The sequence below is a fragment of the Lacisediminihabitans sp. H27-G8 genome (assembly GCF_046156175.1).
Classification (GTDB): domain Bacteria; phylum Actinomycetota; class Actinomycetes; order Actinomycetales; family Microbacteriaceae; genus Lacisediminihabitans.
On sequence record NZ_JAYLVL010000004.1, the window covers coordinates 308,911 to 329,430 of the forward strand.

At 60.8% G+C, this 20,520-nt stretch carries 18 protein-coding genes and 1 pseudogene; 13 read left to right on the forward strand and 6 right to left on the reverse strand.

The features are described 5' to 3' along the window. The first annotated feature begins 376 nt into the window (after positions 1–376). The 4 genes from VLI63_RS14445 (at position 377) to VLI63_RS14460 (ending at position 4,839) form a co-directional block, all read left to right on the forward strand. Entirely contained in the window at positions 377–1,210 is an 834-nt protein-coding gene (locus VLI63_RS14445; protein WP_409157559.1) for a hypothetical protein, read from the forward strand. A gap of 80 nt (positions 1,211–1,290) precedes the next feature. Continuing rightward, positions 1,291–2,397 (forward strand): glycosyltransferase, encoded by a 1,107-nt coding sequence (locus tag VLI63_RS14450; protein ID WP_409157560.1) that lies wholly within the window; start codon positions 1,291–1,293, stop codon positions 2,395–2,397. 91 nt (positions 2,398–2,488) lie between these two features. Beyond that, positions 2,489–3,589 carry a glycosyltransferase gene (locus tag VLI63_RS14455; RefSeq protein ID WP_409157668.1) on the forward strand — a complete coding sequence of 367 codons (1,101 nt, stop codon included), beginning with the start codon at positions 2,489–2,491 and terminating at the stop codon, positions 3,587–3,589. Between the two features lie 290 nt (positions 3,590–3,879). Further along, positions 3,880–4,839, forward strand: a complete 960-nt coding sequence (locus VLI63_RS14460) for a glycosyltransferase (protein ID WP_409157561.1) — start codon at positions 3,880–3,882, stop codon at positions 4,837–4,839. Here VLI63_RS14460 and VLI63_RS14465 read toward each other — a convergent pair. Together VLI63_RS14465 and VLI63_RS14470 are read right to left on the reverse strand one after the other, a co-directional pair. Further along, entirely contained in the window at positions 4,836–5,972 is a 1,137-nt protein-coding gene (locus tag VLI63_RS14465; RefSeq protein WP_409157562.1) for an acyltransferase family protein, read from the reverse strand. The two genes, VLI63_RS14460 and VLI63_RS14465, sit on opposite strands and share 4 nt — an antisense overlap. 88 nt (positions 5,973–6,060) lie before the next feature. After that, positions 6,061–6,969: a methionyl-tRNA formyltransferase gene (locus VLI63_RS14470; protein WP_409157563.1), complete on the reverse strand. Its 909-nt coding sequence runs from the start codon at positions 6,967–6,969 to the stop codon at positions 6,061–6,063. Between the two features lie 220 nt (positions 6,970–7,189). Between VLI63_RS14470 and VLI63_RS14475 the strand changes: the two genes are divergently transcribed. Genes VLI63_RS14475 through VLI63_RS14500 form a run of 6 tightly spaced genes read left to right on the forward strand, consistent with a single transcriptional unit; the run spans position 7,190 to position 14,186 of the window. Continuing rightward, positions 7,190–8,155 carry a dTDP-glucose 4,6-dehydratase gene (locus VLI63_RS14475; RefSeq protein WP_409157564.1) on the forward strand — a complete coding sequence of 322 codons (966 nt, stop codon included), beginning with the start codon at positions 7,190–7,192 and terminating at the stop codon, positions 8,153–8,155. Then, positions 8,152–9,267 (forward strand): DegT/DnrJ/EryC1/StrS family aminotransferase, encoded by a 1,116-nt coding sequence (locus tag VLI63_RS14480; protein WP_409157565.1) that lies wholly within the window; start codon positions 8,152–8,154, stop codon positions 9,265–9,267. Before VLI63_RS14475 ends, VLI63_RS14480 begins: the two co-directional genes overlap by 4 nt. Beyond that, positions 9,264–9,884, forward strand: a complete 621-nt coding sequence (hisH, locus tag VLI63_RS14485) for an imidazole glycerol phosphate synthase subunit HisH (protein ID WP_409157566.1) — start codon at positions 9,264–9,266, stop codon at positions 9,882–9,884. Before VLI63_RS14480 ends, hisH begins: the two co-directional genes overlap by 4 nt. Then, the gene (locus tag VLI63_RS14490; protein ID WP_409157567.1) at positions 9,881–11,857 is read left to right on the forward strand and encodes a HisA/HisF-related TIM barrel protein; all 1,977 of its coding nucleotides are present in this window, start codon (positions 9,881–9,883) and stop codon (positions 11,855–11,857) included. Before hisH ends, VLI63_RS14490 begins: the two co-directional genes overlap by 4 nt. A gap of 20 nt (positions 11,858–11,877) precedes the next feature. Continuing rightward, entirely contained in the window at positions 11,878–13,038 is a 1,161-nt protein-coding gene (locus VLI63_RS14495) for a glycosyltransferase (RefSeq protein WP_409157568.1), read from the forward strand. Next, entirely contained in the window at positions 13,035–14,186 is a 1,152-nt protein-coding gene (locus VLI63_RS14500) for a glycosyltransferase family 1 protein (protein WP_409157569.1), read from the forward strand. The genes VLI63_RS14495 and VLI63_RS14500 overlap by 4 nt, the downstream gene beginning before the upstream one ends. A gap of 2 nt (positions 14,187–14,188) precedes the next feature. On the opposite strand, the gene wecB is transcribed toward VLI63_RS14500, so the two are convergent. Continuing rightward, positions 14,189–15,250, reverse strand: a complete 1,062-nt coding sequence (gene wecB, locus VLI63_RS14505; protein ID WP_409157570.1) for a non-hydrolyzing UDP-N-acetylglucosamine 2-epimerase — start codon at positions 15,248–15,250, stop codon at positions 14,189–14,191. A gap of 96 nt (positions 15,251–15,346) precedes the next feature. Between wecB and VLI63_RS14510 the strand changes: the two genes are divergently transcribed. The 3 genes and pseudogenes from VLI63_RS14510 (at position 15,347) to VLI63_RS14520 (ending at position 17,738) form a co-directional block, all read left to right on the forward strand. Then, the gene (locus VLI63_RS14510) at positions 15,347–16,642 is read left to right on the forward strand and encodes a nucleotide sugar dehydrogenase (RefSeq protein WP_409157669.1); all 1,296 of its coding nucleotides are present in this window, start codon (positions 15,347–15,349) and stop codon (positions 16,640–16,642) included. Positions 16,643–16,673: 31 nt separating this feature from the next. Continuing rightward, positions 16,674–17,159 (forward strand): annotated as a pseudogene (locus VLI63_RS14515) (glycosyltransferase family 2 protein); the annotation flags it as partial. Positions 17,160–17,369: 210 nt separating this feature from the next. Continuing rightward, positions 17,370–17,738, forward strand: coding sequence for a hypothetical protein (locus VLI63_RS14520; RefSeq protein WP_409157671.1), 369 nt, complete (start codon positions 17,370–17,372; stop codon positions 17,736–17,738). Here the strand turns inward: VLI63_RS14520 and VLI63_RS14525 are convergent. Genes VLI63_RS14525 through VLI63_RS14535 form a run of 3 tightly spaced genes read right to left on the reverse strand, consistent with a single transcriptional unit; the run spans position 17,726 to position 20,414 of the window. Further along, positions 17,726–18,730, reverse strand: a complete 1,005-nt coding sequence (locus tag VLI63_RS14525; protein WP_409157571.1) for a Gfo/Idh/MocA family protein — start codon at positions 18,728–18,730, stop codon at positions 17,726–17,728. The genes VLI63_RS14520 and VLI63_RS14525 overlap by 13 nt on opposite strands. Further along, the gene (locus VLI63_RS14530; protein WP_409157572.1) at positions 18,730–19,806 is read right to left on the reverse strand and encodes a DegT/DnrJ/EryC1/StrS family aminotransferase; all 1,077 of its coding nucleotides are present in this window, start codon (positions 19,804–19,806) and stop codon (positions 18,730–18,732) included. Before VLI63_RS14530 ends, VLI63_RS14525 begins: the two co-directional genes overlap by 1 nt. Next, complete coding sequence (locus VLI63_RS14535; protein WP_409157573.1) at positions 19,803–20,414, reverse strand: acyltransferase; 612 nt, start codon at positions 20,412–20,414, stop codon at positions 19,803–19,805. The genes VLI63_RS14530 and VLI63_RS14535 overlap by 4 nt, the downstream gene beginning before the upstream one ends. Positions 20,415–20,520 lie beyond the last annotated feature (106 nt).

Sequence of the window (20,520 nt, forward strand, 5' to 3'; positions counted from 1 at the left end):
CAGGCTGCTTCGATCTCGAAATCGATTCCCTCCGGCAGTGAATCGGGCGATCGACTATGTCGCGGATCACCCGATGGGGCTGCTCGGTCGAATTGCGGCGCGAAGGCTCGGAACTCCTCAGGAAGTTCCCGCGGTCTCCAGCGTCGACGGCCGAACGCTTCGAGTCCTCATCGCCCCGGTCAACTACTCGGGCCAGGGACGTCTGTGGGCGCGAAGTCTCGAAACCGCGGACCCCAGAATCGCTGCTCGCAACATGGCGGTTGACGTTCCTGGCGGGTTCTCATTTCCTGCCGATCTCATCGTGCCCGTGCCCGCATATAACAACTCGACGGTATGGCAGAAGGCACAGCTCGCCGCTGCGGAGCAGTTCAGCCACGTGCTCATCGAAGCCGAGGAGCCGTTGTTCGGCCGGTTGTTCGGCCGGGACGTGCGGGAGGAGTCGCGAGTGCTGATCGCAGCGGGCATTGACGTGGCCTACATCGCGCACGGAACAGATGTTCGCCTGCCGAGTCGGCACGCGGCATCCACCCCATGGTCGCCGTATCTCGATTGGGATATCTACCTCGCACGGCTCGAGCGGCGAGCACAGGAACACATCGACCTGCTCACCGAATCCGGCCGTCCGGTTTTCGTCTCCACCCCGGATCTGCTGGCAGACCTTCCGAATGCCAGCTGGTGCCCCGTGGTGATCGATCCCCCGAAGTGGTTCGGTCTCCTCCCTGACACACAAGCCTCTCGACCACTGCGCGTTGTGCATGCACCAACCTCGCCACGGATCAAAGGCACCCCCCTGATTGAGCCGACACTCCGCCGCCTCGCCGAAAAAGGAACGATCGACTACGTGCCTGTCGTCGGTGTGGCCTCTTCCCGGATGCCGGAGATATTTCGCGACGCCGATGTCGTTCTCGATCAGTTTCGGCTGGGCGCCTATGGCGTTGCGGCCTGCGAGGCAATGGCTGCAGGCAGAACCGTGATCGGCCATGTCCTCGACAATGTGCGAGCTCAGGTCTCTCGGACCACAGGCCTTTCGCTGCCGATAGTCGAAGCGACTCCGACTAGCCTTGAGGACGTACTCGAGACGATCGCGGCAGACAGGAGCCTGCTGGTTTCGAGAGGGCTGGCTGGAATCGACTTCGTCTCCGCCGTACATGATGGCCGACGAAGCGCCGCCGTACTGAAAGCCGATTGGCTCGATCTCCACTCGACGTGAGTATCCGGAAGACCATCATGATTGCTTTTGCCAAGACGCTCTGGGAAGCGACCCCAAAACCGGTCCAGGACGTCGTGGCTATGGCAGTCGACCGCGTGCAGGGGCAGAAGATCCCCGAGCCTCCGACCGCGGGTGGAACGCCGGTCAAGCTGTTCATCGCTCCGGCGAACTATGCGGGACAGGGGTACCGGTGGGCGCGAGCAGTCGAACTCGACCCTCGGGTTTCGGCGCGCAACATGGTCTACACGGAGATGAATCCATTCGGCTATGACGCGGATTTTCCCGTGCGTTGGCGAACCGTCACTCATTCACACCGGTGGCAACGGGCACAACTCCGTGCGCTCACCGAAGACTTCACACACGTGCTCATCGAGGCGGAGTTCCCACCCCTCGGCGGCTTGTACGCGCAAGACATCCGGCGCCAGGTCAAAGCGCTTCAGGACGGCGGAACCAGAGTGGCGATGGTGTGCCATGGGTCGGACATCCGCCTTCCCAGTCGTCATCGTGCCCTCGAGCAATGGTCTCCGTTTCAGGACGATGGCTGGGTGGATGTGCGCGAGGTCGAAGAAATGGCTGCCGATCACCGAAGACTCCTCGACGACCTGGCGCTCCCGACCTTCGTCTCGACGCCGGGCCTCCTGTTGGATGTCCCTTATGCGCACCTGCTTCCCGTCGTGATCGAACCCAACAGATGGGCCTCGGACACACCGGTGTTGCAGCGGAGTCGACCCCGAGTGCTGCACGTGCCGTCGAACTCCCTCGTTAAGGGCACGGCGGAGATCGAGCCGGTCCTCTACAAGCTCCATGACGAGGGGGTCATCGAATACATCCGCGAGGAAAACGTCAGTCACGACAGCATGCCTGCTGCATATGCACAATCCGATATCGTGCTCGACCAATTCCGTCTCGGCGACTACGGGGTCGGTGCGTGTGAGGCGATGGCGGCGGGACGACTCGTGGTCTCCCACTTGAGCGACCAGGCGCGGGATGTCGTCGCTCAGACTGCGGGACTTCCCATTCCCATCCTCGAGGCGAATATCGATTCTCTCGAGCGAATTCTGCGCGAAGTCGTCGTCGACCGTCAGCGGGGTCGCGCGCTTGCCGAGCAAGGCCCGGCATTCGTCGCACGACTCCACGACGGCGGTATGGCTCGGACAGCCCTCGAACAGAACTTCCTTCGGTCCTGAGCGGACACCGACAATCCACTAGGGACCACAGCCCATGCGCATCATCATTGCTAGCCGGATCTTTTCACCAGAGCCTGCCGCCGCGTCCTTCATGCTCGAGGCTGTAGCGCGGGGGTTTGCCGCCGCCGGCCACCAGGTGGTGGTGCTGACGACGTCGCCGCCCCGCGGTACGTCCCCCGTTGATCTCCCGGGCGTCATCGTGCGTCGATTCCCAGTCCTCAGGGACCGCACTGGATATGTGCGTGGATATCTTCCCTACCTGAGTTTCGACATTCCACTCCTCTTCCGGATGCTCTTTCGACGCCGGGCGGACCTATATTTCGTCGAGCCCCCGCCAACGACCGGGGCGGTCGTGCGGACAGTGGCGACCCTCGTCCGTCGTCCGTACTTTTACGATGCAGCTGATATCTGGTCGGATGCCGCGAGCATGGCCACATCGTCAGCCCTGGTGCTCCGCCTATTGCGCCTCGTGGAGAAGTTCGCGATGCGTGGGGCGCGCCGGGCTTTCACCATTTCTAGTGGCGTCGCGAATCGTATGCGTGAGCTCGACATCCATACTCCGACCACTGTGATCGGGTTCGGCGTTGACGTCGGCGTCTTCCGATTCGAAGAGGCGAAACCCAGCGACTACCGCTACTTCGTCTATGCGGGAACCTATTCCGAATGGCACGGAGCCGGCATCTTCGTCGACGCTTTCGCGCGATTCTCGGTTGACCATCCCGAATACAGGCTTGTCTTCGTGGGAAACGGCACCGATCGCGCACTCTTGGAGAAGCGAACCGCAGAACTCAGCCTGGATTCGGTGGACTTCTTAGAATCGATAGGGGCAGCCCAGTTGGCCACCCTGCTCGCATCGGCCGATGCCGCCCTTGCAAGCCTGAAGCCGGGCGGAGGGTATGACTACGCATTCACGACCAAGGTCTACTCGTCACTTGCGGTGGGCTGTCCGACTGTGTTCACCGGTATCGGTCCGACAAAGGACTTCCTCGAGGGGATCGATCCTTCCCGTCGGGCCGGTCTGGCCGTCGACTACGACGTCGACGCCGTCGCTTCCGCCCTGGCTTCGATTGCCGCCGATCCAGTGTCGCGGCCGCGCCGTCAGGCACTGAGCGACTGGGCGCGGCAGAGCTTCTCGCTTTCTGCGATCGCCGACACTGTCGTGCGCGAGTCGCTCTCCGGAGCCCGAAAGTGAACCGCATCGCGAAGCTGGCCAACACGCTCTCTTCCTCACTGGTGCGAAACAGGCACCGGTTGCCGCATTTCGTCAATCGACTCATCGATGACGTCGCCAAGAACCCCGATGGGGTCCTCTCACGAATTTCATCCTTCTTCCTCGGCGGCTCGAGTCGATCGCAGGTGCCACCCGCGACCCCAGTACCGGACAAGCCGATCCGGGTCTTCATCGGTCCGACCAATTACGCCGGCCAGGGCTACCTGTGGGCTCGCGCACTCGAAACGGATGGCCGATTCGGGGCGCGAAACATGGCTGTCGAGCTCCCGGGCGGCTTCCATTTCGACGCCGACACTTCTGTGCCGGTGTCTGTCTACAACCATTCGCCCCGCTGGCAGAAAGCTGAGCTGGCTGCGGTGGAGCGATTCAGCCACGTGCTCATCGAGGCAGAGCGACCGCTGTTCGGGAGCCTGTTCAACCGCGAAGTCAAACGGGAAATCGAGGAGCTTCAGCGCCGGGGTGTGTCGTGTGCTTTTCTTTGTCATGGCACTGACATACGATCGCCCTCTGCTCATGCGGCCGACAACCGCTGGTCACCGTTCCGCGAACTCTCGGCACAGAATCAGGCACTTCAGGCCGATGCGGACGCCAACTTGATCCTGCTGAGGACGACGGGCTTGCCGGTATTCGTTTCCACGCCCGACTTGCTCACCGATGTTCCGTGGGGAACCTGGTGCCCGGTTGTCGTGGACGCAGATCGCTGGTCTGGCGGACGCGAGTTGTACAGCCGGACGCTGCCGGTGGTGACGCATATCCCGAGCATGGGTTCGATCAAGGGCACGCAGCTCATCGAACCTCTTCTGAGGGAGCTCGATGGTGCAGGGGTGATCGAATATCGCAGCATCACCGGCGTATCCTCCAGCCTCATGCCTTCTCTGATCGGGGATTCGGATATCGTCCTCGACCAGTTCCTTCTGGGTGCCTACGGAGTCGCCGCCGTAGAAGCGATGGCTTCCGGCCGAATTGTTGTCGGCCACGTGTTGCCGGAGACCCGTGCGCGCGTGGGGCAACTCACGGGGCTCCAACTGCCCATTGTCGAAGCTGACCCGGAATCGCTGCGTGAGGTGTTGCTCGGGCTGATTGCGGACCGAAGCCGCGGATCCGAGGCGGCAGATGCCGGCCGCATCTTCTCTCGTAGCGTGCACTCTGGAGAGATGAGCGCTGAAGCTCTCCGGGCAGGCTGGATCACGGCTGCCGGCAGCGACTCTTAGCCAGAGACCAGCGCGGACCGATTTGCACGGGTGTCTTTCCATCGGCGCAGTCGCTTCTCGATCGGCCTCTGCACGAAATGGTGGAGCGCTGCAGCCACGGCGATGTCAAGCGCAAGAAGCAGCGCAAACCAGAGGAGGTTCAACCAACTCGCCGGCTGACTTCCGAAAATCGAGAGGAAGACGTACATGATCGTCGCGTGTACCAGGTAGAAGGCGAAAGACAACTCTCCGAGCCGCACGTGAAAGCGATGTGCAAAGACCGACGGCCGACCCGAAAGGCTTCGAACCGCCACACCCAGGATCGCCAGCACGCAGGCTACGGTGATCAACTCATTCGAGAAGGTCGTGACGAGTAGAGCGGGAATGCCGCCGGCGCGATATCGGGGAATCAGGACCAGAGCGACAAGCACAGCGACGATCGAAGTGAGACCGACCCACGCGGGTACCCTGGGGCGCCAACCGCAGCGCATGGCCCACGCGAGAGCCATTCCCAACGCGAACTCGGTCACCCGGGTGACAGGCAGGGGAATCAGGGAAAACCATTCCCCTGGTGATGACGCGGTCAGTGCGCGGAATGCAAAGGCGATCGCCACCACAACGATCATGAATATGAGCGAGCCGCGCACCCGCATCCGGCCGAGCAATCGCGATATGTAGGGATGCAGCGCGTAGAAGAATGCCTCGCAGGTGAGAGTCCACGCAGCGGGATTACCCGAAAACAGGATCGTCGGGTTCAGGGACCAGCCCTGAAGGAGAACGACAGAGAGAGCGAGGACGCCGAGGCTCACAGGTTTGACCCACGTCTGAGCCGGATTCGGATCGAAACTGTAGAACACCGGGATCGCAACGAGCAACGCGACGATGTGTGATGGCCAGACCCGAGCAAAGCGGCGCCAGTAGAACGTGGATTGGGATACCTTCGCGGACGCTGACCAGGTGAGGACAAAGCCCGAGAGCACAAAGAAGAACGTCACGCCATAGAAGCCTTCGCCGAGGAACGCGCTGGCCAGTGGCGGAAGCGGGGCGAACACGAGCATGTGAAAGGTGAACACGAAGAAGGCCGCGTACCACCGAAGTCCGGTCAGGGCATCGATCCGCGGCATTCGTTGCGACAGAATTTCAGTGGTAGTCACTCGACGGTTCCGAACTCCGCGAATCGGCGTGCTCCAGAAGCGCGAAGACCTCGTAAATTTGCTCGAGTTCGAGCATCAGGAATTTTTCTCAAAGGAATCTCGAAGTCAGCAGACTGAACCTGATTGGATCGATCCTGGACTCTATCTCGTCAAGAATGAGACCCGAGCTTTGCCCGCAGGCAATCACAGGGCTTGAACCGATCATCCTGATCACCTGTCCCGGCGCGCCATAGTACTTAGCGTCGCTGTCAGGCGATGCCCTCCAAATAACTACCCGCTCCCCTTTCAGAGTGCTAAAAGCCCCCGGGTATGGCTTGGACTGTGCCCTTACAGCTCTCGCGATCACTGAGGCTGGTTGGCTCCAGTTGATTCGACCATCTAGTGGCGAACGAGCGCCCGAAAATGATGGGGATTCATCAGTCTGCTGGAAAAGCGTGTGAGCGCCAGAGGCGATCGCGTGTGCTGCACCTGCAACTGCAAGCGAGCTTGCATGGTCCAGTCGATTCAAAATATCCGACACATACATCGATTCGTCTACGGGGACGCTTCCTTGAATCGCGATCGGACCCTCATCCATTTCGTCACTCATCTTAAAGAGCGAATACCCAATTCTTGTTTCGCCGTTCATGATTGCCCACACCACCGGAGCGGATCCCCGATAGCTCGGAAGCCGTGAGTAATGAAGACCAAAGAATCCTTGGGGAATGCTTTGAAGGACCGCCGAGGGTATCAGGCGGTACCAGCCTGCCACCAGCACGAGATCAACACCTAAACTCAACAGGAATTGATACGCAGCCGCAGGCGACGCCGAAATCTCGGTTGGACAGCTTCTCGATTTACCCGCCTCGATGATGTCCGGCAGTCTTGAACGAGAGTCCGTACTGTCGTCCAAAGTGATGATGCCTGCGACGTTAACAGATCGATCAGCAAGAAGAGCCTCGACGAGTCGAAGACATGTTGTCTTGGTCCCCAACACAGCAATTCTCGGTGATTTCAAGTTGTCTCCTTCAGGCTGGGCCCATAACACCTTACCTTTGGTAAATCCCTTTGACAGGCAATTCTTCCACGCAGAGCGCTCCTCCGTCCTCTGAGCGCTTGACCAGCCTGCCGATAGAGCTCCGAGGATGTTTGTCGAGCAATGCTGCGATTTTCCGAGAGATAGACTCTTCATTTGGCTCAAGGAATGGGCCCGTCCACAGTAAGCGAAAGGCCAATTGGTGCCGATCAGATCTCGTTCAGTTCTCGTCACCGGCGGCGCGGGATTCATCGGTAGTCATCTCGTCGATCGCCTCATTCTCGAGAATCCGAAGAAGATCGTCGTCGTCGACAACTTCTTTCTCGGCAATGAACGGAATCTCGACGATGCCCGGCGAAATCGGCCGGATGTAGAGGTCCTGCGACTCGATGCATCGAACCTCGCGGCCATGCAGGATGTCGTCACACAATTCGAGATCGACACGGTCTTCGACCTGGCCGTGGTCCCGCTGCCCACATCGCTGCTCTATCCGCACTGGACCATGCAGACCAACATCGGTATTACGTCGACGTTCTGCGAGATCGCTCGCCGAGGACTCATCGGCAGGCTGGTGCACATGTCGAGCTCAGAGGCCTACGGATCCGGGCGCTACGTTCCGATGGATGAGGATCACCCCCACGACGCGATCACGCCGTACGCGGCGGCCAAGTCCGCCGAAGACCACATAATTCGTTCCTATGTGCGCACATTCGGTATCGACGCGACTGTGATCAGACCCTTCAACAACTACGGGCCTCGGCAGAACCCCGGGTCATACGCCGGAATCATCCCCATAATCGTGCAGCGGGTGTTGTCCGGCGAACCCATCGAGGTCCATGGCGATGGCGAGCAGACCCGCGATTTCACCTTTGTGCGCGACACCGTCGACCTGACCGTGGCGATCCACGATGAACCGGCCTGTCGCGGAGCAGAGCTGAACGTCGCGACCGGCGTCGGGACGTCGGTGAACGAGCTCGTGGCCCGGATATTGTCGATCATGAGCGCACCCGATCACCCCATAATCCACACGGAGGAGCGCCCGGGTGACGTGCGCCGCCATCTCGCAGACGTCTCTCGGCTCGTTTCGCTGATCGGACGGCAGCCGGCCGTGCTGAGCGAAGAGGCTCTTACCGAGACGGTCGACTGGTACGTCAGGGAGCTTTCGTGAGGTTGAACGTGCCGCTGACGGATTCGGAGGAACTCGCAGCGATTGGAGAGGTGCTCGAGTCGGGGTTCCTCACGCAGGGTCCCAAGACGGCTGAATTCGAGCGGCTGATAGCTGATCGCATCGGTTCTACCTCGGCATTCGGTACGAGTTCCGCGACCACCGGACTGCACCTCGCCCTTCACGCGATCGGAGTGCAGCCGGGTGATGAGGTGATCGTTCCCGACTTCAGCTTCCCGGCTACGGCGAACGCAGTGATCCAGCAGGGTGCGATTCCGGTATTCGTGGACATCGAACTCGATACCTTCAATATCGACCCAAGCCTGCTGGAACGGGCGATCAGTCCGAGGACGACGGCGATCATGCCGGTTCATGCGTTCGGGCTCACGGCGAATATGAGCGCGATCAATGAGATTGCCGCGCGTCACGGCATCCCCGTGATCGAGGATGCTGCTTGCGCTCTCGGTGCCACGCACCGCGGGAGAGAAGCAGGCACGCTGGGGCTCGCCGGAGTATTCTCCTTCCATCCCCGCAAGATCATCACGACGGCGGAAGGTGGACTCATCTCCACCTCGGATCCGGAGCTCGCCGCCAAGATCGCCGTGCTGCGGTCGCATGGCGCCGTTCGCGGGTCCCACTTCATGTCTTTCATTGACGCGGGCTTCAATTATCGGCTGAGCGACATCCACGCAGCCATCGGTATCGCGCAGATGAGGAAGCTCGATTTCATCCTGGAGCGGCGACGTTCGCTGGCCTCGATCTATGACGACCTCCTGTCCGACGTCGACGGGGTGATTCCTCCGTCGGTGCCCGAGGGTGATCTGCACTCCTATCAGTCCTACGTGGTGCTGCTCGAGGATGACGTCGATCGTGACGCTGTGATCGACCGGATGCGCGAGGCGGACATCGAGACAACTCTCGGCACGTATTCGATGCACCTCCAGCCGTACTTCCGCTCACGGTTCGGCATCGACGATCGAGAGCTTCCCGCCGCGACGCGCGCACAGCGCAGTGCTTTGACGCTTCCCCTGTATCCGCAGCTAGAGAATGGTCAACTGGAGTCTGTCGCCGCTTCGATGAGGCAGGCAGTCGCTGGCTCGAGGCTCAGACCATGACCGCCCCCATTTCGATCGTCGACTATGGGGTCGGCAATGTCGCGTCCATCGCGAACATGCTGAAGAAGGCCGGATACGACAGCGAGCTCACCGGAGATCCTGAGCGGATCGCCGCCGCTGACAAGATAATCCTGCCTGGTGTCGGAGCGTTCGACAGGGCCGCGATCAAGCTCAGAGAGACGGGGCTGGGCGCACTCGTGGTCGAGCGCGCTCTCGCGGGAGCGCAGATCCTCGGCGTTTGTCTCGGGATGCAACTGCTTCTCGATGAGAGCGAGGAGGGGGTTGAGCCAGGTCTGGGCATCATTCCGGGCCGTGTGCGCCGATTCCCCCGTGACGTCGCGGGGGTGAACCTCCGGGTCCCGCATATGGGGTGGAACACGATTCATCGGGCCGGCCACCTCGACACTCTTCCGAACGTGGCAGAAGGCGATCGCTTCTATTTCGTCCACTCGTACTATGCGGATCCGTTGGATGAGGGCGACCGCATGGCGACGACCGAGCATGGGGTTCCGTTCACCTCGATGGTGCGACGGGGAACGGTCATCGGTGCCCAATTCCACCCGGAGAAGAGCCATAAGACCGGACTCAAGCTTCTTTCCGACTTCGCGGCAGCATGAACGACAGCCTCCGCCCACGGGTCATCCCGGCGCTCCTTCTCCAGGAACAGCGTTTCGTCAAGACCGAGCAGTTTCAGGACCCTCTTTACGTCGGTGATCCAGTGAACGTGCTCAGCATCTTCAATGACCTGGAAGTCGACGAGATCATGCTTTTGGATATCGGAGCAGCAGCGTCTCGTACTGGAATTCAGCATGAGTACCTCGCGAAGCTCACTTCCGAATGTTTCGTGCCGATGGCCTATGGGGGCGGAGTCGCATCGCTGGCTGATGCAGAAGCGCTGGTGCGCGCAGGCTTCGAGAAGATCGTCTTCAATACCGCGCTCCTCGAGACGCCCGAGATAGTGCGCACCGTCGTCAGATCGCTTGGTTCGCAGGCTGTCATCGGCGCGCTCGATGTTCGTTCCGTCGATGGCGCCTATGAGACTTTCGGGCGATCGGGCACTGCGGCATCAGGCTTGACGATCGACGAGTGGTGCGCACTCGCCATGGATATCGGCGTAGGAGAGGTGCTCGTCACGAGTATCGACCGCGAAGGCACACGCTCGGGAATAGATCTCGATCTCGTGCGTGAGGTCACGTCTCGTGTCGATGTTCCCGTGATCGCTCACGGTGGTGCCGGTACGCGTGCTCAATTGGCCGAGCCGATGGCCCTTGCTGACGCGTCTGGGGTGGCAGCGGGCAGCCAATTCGTGATGCAAGGTGGTCGGCAGAGCATCCTCGTCAACTACCCCTCGAGTTCTGAACTCGCGGGGCTCCTGCGACATGCGGCCAGCCCTGGTGAACAGTTCGCGGAAATCTCTGAGAGTGTCGACCCGCGCTACGAGATCCCTGGTCGGGACCTCTCCCAAACTGTCATGTGCGAGCGGTGTCTCATAACCTCCGACGTGCCGAACGCTCAACTCGATGTGAGCCCGATCTGTTTCTATTGCGGCCTGCATGACGAACTCGACAGGCAGTATCCGATCGGGCCCGCGAGTACGGCGGCTCTTCGGGCCTTCGCGGACAAGCTCAAGCGCGCGGGCCGGGGCAAGAAGTATGACTGCATTCTCGGAGTGAGCGGCGGCACGGATTCGTCGTTCCTCGCGCACGTGCTCGTCGGCCTCGGTGTTCGCCCCCTTGCGGTGCATTTTGATAACACCTGGAACTCTCCCACCGCGACGTCCAATATCTACGCCGTGCTCGACAAGCTGGGCGTCGACCTCGAAACCTACGTGGTGGACAACACCGAATACGACGATATTTACACCTCGTTTCTCAAGGCTGGGGTCAAGGACATCGAAGCCCCGACTGACATCGGCTTCATGGGAGTCTTGTACCGTTCGGCGGAGAAGCACGGTATCAAGCACATCGTCGAGGGCCACTCCTTCCGCACCGAGGGTGTCTCCCCGATGGGCTGGCTTTACATGGACGGTGGGTACGTCAAGTCCGTCCACAAGAAGTTCGGGACGGTGCCGATGAAGACGTACCCGAACCTCGATTTCTTCCACTTCCTCAAATGGTCCGCATTCAGCGGCATCGAGCGCACCCGCCCCCTCTATTGGCTCGACTACAACAAGGAGGACGCGAAGGTCTTCCTTGCCAAGGAATTCGGCTGGCGCTGGTACGGCGGTCACCATTTGGAGAACCGCTTCACGGCGTTTTACCACACGTTCTTCCTGCCGAAGCGCTTCGGAATCAACTTCCGGCAGATCGAGCTCTCCGCCTTGGTGCGTTCGGGCCAACTGGATCGGGACGAGGCACGCGAACGGTTCTTCGCGCCGCGCTACCCCGATCCGGAACTCATCGCCTTGGTGAAGAAGCGGCTTCGACTGACTGACCAGCAGTTCGACGCCTATCTCACAATGCCCAAGAAGACCTATCGCGACTACCCGACCTACAAACGGCGATTTGAGGCTCTCCGCCCGCTCTTCTGGATCCTCCTCAAGCTCAATCGGGTGCCGAAGAGCTTCTACGTCAAGTTCTGCAAGCGCTGATTATGATCTACCGCTCAGTGGTGAGGCTTCGATTCCTCGTTCAAGTCGTCGTGCTGAATCTGAGCTTTCTGACGCACCGAGCCCGCAACAGCCAATCTCAAGAATGGATTGTCGGACCGTATGAGATCGCGGGAATGGTTTATCGACTGGCCCAGTCGCTTTCCTCCGCCCGCTCCGTGATCCTTGCGCGGCATCCATTCTTCAATTTCGACTACGGCTGGGCGCCGAGCGAGCGGACCTATCCCGCTTCCGGAGTTCTGCGATCGTGGCTTCTCGGGCCGTGGAAGCTCGGAGAGCTGGCGCGCACGAGTGTCGGGTTCATCTATATGAGCGCCGAGGGCTTCTTGAATTCCGCGCACGATCAGCGAGACTATGAATTTCGGTTTCTCAAGAAGCACGGCCTGCGCATCGCGACCTATTTCACGGGCAATGACATCAGATCACCCCGGTTGATGAAAGAACTCGAGCGTGAGACAGGGCGGCCAAATCTAGGAACCTACCTCGGCGATGTGAACAGAGTTTTTACCTCGGTCGGTTACGACGATACAAAGCGCGCTATCGCGGCTGCGGCAAATCGCTATTCGGATGTCGTCTTCAATGCGGATCTCGATCAGCGGTCCTACCTCGAGCGCCCCTCACACCCCTTCTTCTATTTCCATCCCGATAGCGAGGTCACCGACGACTTCTCGAAGTTCGAGAGCAGTTCGAAGAGGGTGATCGTCCACGCGCCATCGGCACCGATTCTCAAGGGCACACAACTCGTGCGTGCGGCGATCGACCAATTGCGTGCGGAGGGCTACGAATTCGAGTACATCGAACTGACGGGTGTGTCTCACGAAATCGTCACGAGTGCCCTCAACCGCGCCCATATCGTGCTCAACGAGTTCTATTCCTACGTGCCGGGGGTATTCGGAGTAGAGGCAATGGCTGCCGGCTGTGCGCTTCTCACGAGTGCAGACGAGCACCTCGACCGGCAACTTCCTCCGGGTTCGAACGAGGCATGGCTGGTCACCGAACACTTCAGGGTGACCGATCACCTCCGTGAGCTCCTTGAGGATCCATTGAGGACTCGTGCTTTCGCTGTCGAGGGACGCAATTGGGTGCTTCGGAATGCTCTTGCCAGTGTGTCGGGGAAAACTGTGGACGCCATACTTCTCAAGTCTCTGGAGCAATCACGATGAAGCCAACGTTGCTAATCATCTCGTTCTCGGAGATAGCCAAAGACGCGCGTGTTCTCAAGCAGGTGAGGGAATTTAGTGAGTCCTATCACGTGACGACCTGCGGATTCGGGGAGTCGCCGCTCGCAAGCGTGGAGCACCTCAGGGTCGACACCCCGGCTGGAGGCGCAGCTCGAGGGATACTTCGTTTCCCGTTGGCGGCCATAGACCTTGTGGCAGCCAAGTTCAGGGTTTTTCCCTGGATATACGCTCGAATCTCCTATGTTGGCGAGGCTCGACGTCTCTTGAAGGGCCGGCACTTCGATGTCGCGCTCGCGAACGATGTCGATACCATTGCACTCGCGATCGATGTGGCGGGGAGAGATCGTGTGCATGCGGACTTGCACGAGTTCTTCCCTGGGATACACGACAATTTGACAGCTCTCTCCCGCCGGCAGACTGCATACCTCTCCTGGCTCGTGCGTCGTTATGCCGCGCAAGCACGATCGGCGACCACCGTCAGTGAGGGTATCGCCCGGGCCTATCTCAAATACGGTCTCGACTGCGGGGTCGTGACGAACGCCACCCCACGATATGAGCTATCACCCACCGCGGTCGGGAGCACCATCCGACTCGTCCACAGTGGCAATGCTCAACCGAGTCGACAGCTCGAATTGATAATGAGGGCCGCGGCCGAGACAGCGTCGGATGTGACACTCGACCTCTACCTGATGCCGAACGACACGGTGTACCTATCCGAGCTCAAGCGCCTCGCTGCCGAACTCGGCCCGCGCATACGGATCCGAGATCCGCTGCCGCAGTCGGAACTCGTTGAAGCATTGAATGCCTACGACGTCGGCATTCACGTACTACCGCCGACTAGCTTCAACAACGCGAACGCGTTGCCCAACAAGTTCTTTGACTATGTGCAGTCTCGCCTCGGACTCATCATCGGCCCGTCTCCCGAGATGGCGAGAACCCTCCTCGCACATGGATTTGGAGCAGTGTCCGCCGATTTCAGCGTGACAGAGATACGCACGGTGATGGATGATCTGACGCCCGCTCGCGTCGAGAGTTGGAAGCTAAAGTCACATCTGGCAGCAGAACCCCTTTCCGCGGATTCGCAGGTCAAAATCTGGGCTGCAGCCATAGACACGCTCGCTGCTCGCTGAGCTCAGTGCTCCACCCGCCACTCGAGCAGCGTGGTGCGCACCCGTGAAGCAGTGTCACCGACGCCATACGGTGCGGCGTCCGTCTCGGGTGGGCTTGAGCGGAGCGCGGATCTGGCGATTTCGTCAGGAGAGTCCGCGAGGACGTTCCAGCCGAGTTCGACTGTATCTGTCCATTCGGTCTCGGATCGGATGGTGGTGCAGGGAACCCGAAGCAGGAAGGCTTCCTTCTGGAGACCACCAGAATCTGTAATTACTCCACGGCTGTCGAGCACCGCTTGGACGAGTTCAGGATAGGTGGCAGGGGGCCTGACGCGAATATTCGTCCCTGCCAATGTCAGGCCAGCAGCCTCTGCCTTTGCCACGAGCCGCGGATGTGCGAAGAGGACCACGGGTGAGCCGATTTCCGCCAGTCCTGTGATGACGTCTCTCAGCCTGGCCGGATCATCCGTGTTGTCCGCTCGATGGATCGTGGCTACAAATGCCCCCTCGGGAACAATGCGCTCGGATCGACCATTGATCGCAAGAGCATCGCGCGTGCGATGGAGAACATCGACCATGATGTCTCCGACGTTCACAGCTCGAGCGCCGAGGCCTTCAGTCGTGAGCTGGGCGACCGCCGAGGGAGTTGGCGCGAGACAGAGATCAGCCGCATGGTCGACAAGGACCCGATTGTGCTCTTCTGGCATTCGACGGTTGAAAGACCGAAGCCCAGCCTCGAGGTGAGCGACCGGCAAATGCAATTTGACCGCACTTATCGCGGCCGCCAAAGTGGAGTTAGTGTCGCCATAGACGAGGACCCAGTCTGGCGAGTGCCGCAGAAGGACGTCGTCTAGAGCTGCAAGGATGGCGCCGGTTTGGGCACCGTGGCTCCCGGATCCGACTTCGAGATTCTCATCAGGCGCCGGGATGGCGAGATCCCGGAAAAACACGTCGGAGAGCATCGGATCGTAATGCTGGCCGGTGTGCACGATAACGTGCTCAATCTCGTTATCCCTAAAGTCTGCTGCAACCGCCGAAAGCTTCACGAATTGCGGGCGGGCTCCGACAACACTCAGCACCTTCACGCCGGAAGTCTATCGTCAGCCTCGTTCGACTGGATGCGGGCTGTCGCCGACTACAATTGCAAGGTTGCCTCAAGCAGAAGATACCGAAGGACGCCCGTGAAAATCGCAGTGATAGCCCTCGGAAAAATAGGGCTTCCCCTGGCGGTGCAATTCGCGTCAAAGGGTCATCAGGTGGTCGGCGTCGATGTGAATGAGTCACAGGTCGCTTACGTCAACGCGGGGACGGAGCCTTTTCCCGGCGAAGCCGACCTCGCGGACAAGCTCGCTCAGGTCGTCAGCACGGGAAACCTCGTTGCGACGACTCAATACGACGATGCTGTTAGTGGTGCAGACGCGGTGGTGCTCGTAGTGCCGCTCATTGTCGATTCGGAGGCACGGCCCGACTTCGCGTGGCTCGACAGTGCCACCAGGTCTCTCGCTGCTGCCCTCACGCCGGGCACACTGGTGTCTTACGAGACGACCCTTCCCGTAGGTACGACGCGCGAACGCTGGAAACCGATGCTGGAGGAAGGCTCCGGCCTCGTCGAGGGCCGAGACTTTCACCTGGTGTTCTCGCCCGAGAGAGTGCTCACCGGCCGCGTATTCGCAGACCTTCGGCGCTATCCAAAGCTGGTTGGTGGGCTGTCAGCCGATGGCGTGAGGCGTGCGATCGATTTCTACGACGACGTGCTCGACTTCGACGAACGCGACGATCTCGTTCGTCCCAATGGCGTGTGGGATCTCGAGTCAGCGGAGGCTGCCGAATTCGCAAAGCTCGCCGAAACCACCTACCGAGACGTCAACATCGGTCTGGCAAATCAGTTTGCGCGGTTCGCCGACAGGAACGGCATCGATGTAGCGAAGGTGATCGAGGCTACCAATTCACAGCCTTACAGCCACATCCATCGCCCTGGGATCGCGGTCGGCGGTCACTGCATCCCGGTATACCCGCGTCTCTATCTCTGGAATGATCCAGACGCCACGATCGTCAGTGCCGCCCGCTCCGCCAATGCGGAGATGCCCGAGTACGCGGTCGGTGTTTTAGAGAGAGCGCACGGTGCGCTGCGAGGGGTTCGGGTTGCAGTTCTCGGCGTTTCCTATCGCGGCGGAGTGAAGGAGTCTGCATTCTCTGGAGTCTTCCCGACCGTGGAGGCGCTAGAAGCGCGGGGTGCGATCGTCGTCGTTCATGATCCGCTATACGAGGACGCAGAGATCGTCGCCCTCGGATTCACTCCCTATCGCCTCGGCGAGCCGGTCGGTGCCGCCATCGTCCAAGCCGACCATGCGGCGTATCGGCAGATCCGGCCCACAGATCTCCCCGGTATTGCGACTCTGGTCGATGGTCGACGCACCACCGTGCCGGAAGACTGGCCCGGGGTCGTGCACCGCGTGATCGGTGGCGGAGAATCCTGAGCGCTGGCGCTCGTCTATAGTCGAGAACGCCATGGACCCGATAGTCGACGTCACGATCCCCGTGCACACCCGCACACGGCCGATTGCGCGGGCCGTGGCATCTGTCGTCAACCATACGAAGACCCCCACCCGCGTGACGGTCGTAGCTCATAACGTCGATGTAGGACTCATTCGGTCGAACCTCGGTCCGCTCGCATTCGATGAGCGCGTGAGGGTACTCGAATTAGCCGACGGCATTCCGAGCCCGGCCGGACCGATGAATCGTGGAATCGGCCGGAGTACTGCCCCTTTCATTTCAGTGATGGGGTCGGACGACGAGTTCGAGCCGGGTGCTATCGACTCGTGGTGTTCCCTTCAGAAGGCAACGGGTTCGTCTGTAGTAATCGCGCAAGTGAGGCACTCCGGTGGCGGAAGGGAACTCTCTCCGCCAGCCCGTCCGGGGCGAAGTCATCACCTGGATCCGGTCAAGGACAGATTGTCGTACCGCAGCGCGCCTCTTGGCCTCATCTCGCGAGAGGTGTTCGGAGACCTCCGGTTCGCGGAGGGGATCCCCTCCGGTGAAGACCTTCCTTATGTCACACGGCTTTGGTTCTCGGGTGCCGGAATCTCATTCGCACGGCGCGGTCCTGGCTATCTTGTGCATTCCGATGCGGAGGATCGAGTAACTTCCGCCCCCCGACCTGTAACGAGTGACTTCGCATTTCTCGACCATATTTTCGGTGACCCAATGATGGAGAAGTTCGATTCCCAGCAGCGAATCGCTCTCACGATCAAGTTGATCAGAGTTCATCTCTTCGACGCGATCGTGAACCGGTCGGTCCTCGAAATCTGGCCGTCCGGTGAGCGCCAGGCGCTTGCTCAGATCGCGCGAAGGATACTCGACTGGGCTGACCGGCCGGAGCGATTTCTATCCATGCTCGATAGGACCCTGCTCGACGGGATTCTTGATTACTCTCAGCCTGCCGAACAACTGATGGGTCTGATACGTCGTCGGTGGAATTACCGTTCAGTAGACGTAGTTATCCCGCGCAATCCGCTCCTTGCCTTCGCCAGACAGGGCCCCCTCCGCACGTATATCGGCGGCTACTTCGTCTGAGTCGTCTCGGCGGGGGAGAGCTTATGGTCCTCGCCGTCGAGCGCCAGCTCTTCGGCGATACGAACGACGTTCGTACCTTCATCCAGGGTGACGATCGCCGAGGTATCGCCGGTGAGCACGGCATCCCGGAAGGCCTCGTGCTCCGCCAGAAGCGGCTCCTTCTTGACCAGAGCGAATCGGGTGACGTCGCCCTCGGAGACTCCCCGGAATGATGCGAGACCAGCCCAGGACTCCGCCATGACTCCGTTTTGAAACAACGTGAGGTCGGCGGTGAGAGTGTCGACTACGAGCGTGCCCTTTTCCCCCGTGATGATTGTCGTTCGTTCCTTGAACGGAGTCAGCCAGTTCACGGTGTGCGAGGCGATCGTGCCCCTGCTGAGAGTGCCGACTGCGACGAGCATGTCCTCGTGCTCACGGCCGCTCTGGTGGGCGGTGCGGGCATTCACGCTCACGTAGTCCTGCTGGCTGACCCAGGCCGTGAGGTCGATGTCATGGGAGGCCAGGTCCTTGATCACGCCGACATCGGCGATGCGACCGGGGAAAGGCCCTTGCCGTCGGGTCGCAATCTGGTAGATGTCCCCGATCAGGCCGTCTTCGATTCGCTGTCGTGCGGATTGAAGCGCGGGGTTGTATCGCTCGATGTGGCCGACGCCGCCGATGAGTCCGGCCGCGGCGAAGAGATCGCGCAGTTCGATCGCTGCCGCGGTCGTCGACGCAACCGGCTTTTCGATGAGGGCGTGGATTCCCCGCTCGGCGAGTGACCTCCCGATATCGAGATGGTAGACCGTCGGAGCGGAGACGATGCAATAGTCGAATCCCATGTCCAGGAACTCCTCGAGGTCCTTGACCACGGGCTTTCCCTCGATCGTCGGACCGATGGAATCCGCCGGGTCGAAGACACCGAGGAAATCGACTCCCTCAAGGTTGTTGAGTGTGCGGCTATGGTGGCGCCCCATCACACCGAGGCCGAGCACACCGGCGCGAAGGGTCATCAGCTACCCGCCTTCGCCACCGCGTTGACCGCTTCGACGATGGTACCGAGCTCGTCGTCGTTCAAGGACGGAAAGACTGGAAGTGAGAGTACCTGCGATGCCGCGAGCTCCGTGCCCGGCAGGTCCAGCTCGAGCTGGAACGAGGGAAGTCGGTGAATCGGCGTGGGGTAGTACACACCGCTTCCGACGCCACGCTTGCCGAGCTCCGCCGCGAACGCATCGCGATCGAGGTCGGTTACGCGAATGGTGTATTGGTGGAAGACGTGCACCGCGCCCGGGGCGGTCGGGGGAGTGATGACGCCTTCGAGGTTCGCGGTGAGGAACGCCGCGTTCGACTGTCGCTTCGCCGTCCAGCCGGCGAGTTTTGTCAGCTGCACTCGCCCGATAGCCGCGTGGATGTCGGTCATTCGGGTATTGAAGCCGACGACTTCATTCTCGTAGCGGCGCTCCATCCCCTGATTTCGCAGCACCTTGGCCAGGCGGGCGACTTCCTCGGACGGCGTGGTGATCATCCCGCCCTCTCCAGCGGTCATGTTCTTCGTCGGGTAGAAGGAGAAACTTCCGGCAATGCCCCAGGCGCCCACAGGGATGCCATCGACGGATGCTGCGTGAGCCTGCGCGGCGTCTTCGAACAGGAGGAGTCCGTGCTTGTCTGCGATCGCCTTGAGCGCGACCAGATTGGCCGGATGCCCGTAGAGGTGCACGGGCATGATGGCTTTGGTGCGCGGGGTGATTGCGGCCTCTACGGCTGCCGGGTCGATCGAGAAGTAGTCGGTCTCGATGTCTGCGAATACGGGCACAGCCCCAGCGAGTGCGACTGCATTTGCGGTGGCTGCGAAGCTGAAAGACGGGACGATGACCTCATCACCAGGTCCCACGCCTGCTGCGAGAAAGGCGAGATGTAGGGCAGACGTGCCGGAATTGACGGCTACCGAGTGCATGCCGTCGACGATGGCGGAGAACTCGGTCTCGAAAGCCGCGACTTCGGGTCCCTGCGCGAGCATCCCGGACCGCATCACGCGATCGACTGCAGCGCGCTCTTCGTCGCCGATCTCTGGCCGGGCTGCGGGGATCATTCGTTCTCCAGTTCTGCCAAATGATTTGGCGCAATCTCGTGGTAGCGAGCTCCTGTCACGGGGCAGAGCCACGTGCCGTCCGGCTGATGTCCCAGGGGATGTCCGGCCGTGCCTACCCAGCCGATGCGCTTGGCCGGGCTACCGACGACCAATGCAAAGTCCGGTACATCTTTCACGACGACGGATCCGGCGCCGACGAGTGCCCATCGTCCGATGACGATCGGGGCGATGCAGGTGCTGTTAGCCCCGATCGACGCGCCTTCACGGATGTCGACTCCGACCGGATGCCAGTCATCGGCCGATTTCTGTGTGCCGTCTGCGTTGATCGCACGCGGAAAATGGTCATTGGTGAGCACGACGGCGGGTCCGATGAAGACACCGTTGCCGAGCCTCGCCGGCTCATAGACCAGCGCGTAATTCTGCACTTTGCAGTTGTCACCCATGATCACGCCGGTGCCGACATACGCTCCCCGGCCGACGATGCAGTTGGCACCGATCGACGCGTCCTCGCGTACCTGGGCGTAGTGCCAGACCTTCGAGCCTGCCCCCAGGTCCGCGGTATCGGCTACATCCGCTGTGGGATGGACGTACCCGGAACGCGCGGTCATCGTAACTCCAGTGCTGGCTTGGGGCGCCTAATCAGACTCTCAATCGTAGCGGGTGGCACCCTGTGGATCACTCGGCTGGGGTCGTGGCGCACCTCGTAGACTGGCG

Bases quoted from the DNA above. Each gene is read 5' to 3' on its own strand.
- VLI63_RS14455 (WP_409157668.1), top strand. From the start codon at position 2,489: ATGCTCGAGGCTGTAGCGCGGGGGTTTGCCGCCGCCGGCCACCAGGTG.
- VLI63_RS14520 (WP_409157671.1), top strand. From the start codon at position 17,370: ATGATGGAGAAGTTCGATTCCCAGCAGCGAATCGCTCTCACGATCAAG.
- VLI63_RS14460 (WP_409157561.1), top strand. From the start codon at position 3,880: ATGGCTGTCGAGCTCCCGGGCGGCTTCCATTTCGACGCCGACACTTCT.
- VLI63_RS14450 (WP_409157560.1), top strand. From the start codon at position 1,291: ATGGCAGTCGACCGCGTGCAGGGGCAGAAGATCCCCGAGCCTCCGACC.
- VLI63_RS14490 (WP_409157567.1), top strand. From the start codon at position 9,881: ATGAACGACAGCCTCCGCCCACGGGTCATCCCGGCGCTCCTTCTCCAG.
- VLI63_RS14500 (WP_409157569.1), top strand. From the start codon at position 13,035: ATGAAGCCAACGTTGCTAATCATCTCGTTCTCGGAGATAGCCAAAGAC.
- VLI63_RS14530 (WP_409157572.1), bottom strand. From the start codon at position 19,806: ATGATCCCCGCAGCCCGGCCAGAGATCGGCGACGAAGAGCGCGCTGCA.
- VLI63_RS14525 (WP_409157571.1), bottom strand. From the start codon at position 18,730: ATGACCCTTCGCGCCGGTGTGCTCGGCCTCGGTGTGATGGGGCGCCAC.
- VLI63_RS14535 (WP_409157573.1), bottom strand. From the start codon at position 20,414: ATGACCGCGCGTTCCGGGTACGTCCATCCCACAGCGGATGTAGCCGAT.
- hisH (WP_409157566.1), top strand. From the start codon at position 9,264: ATGACCGCCCCCATTTCGATCGTCGACTATGGGGTCGGCAATGTCGCG.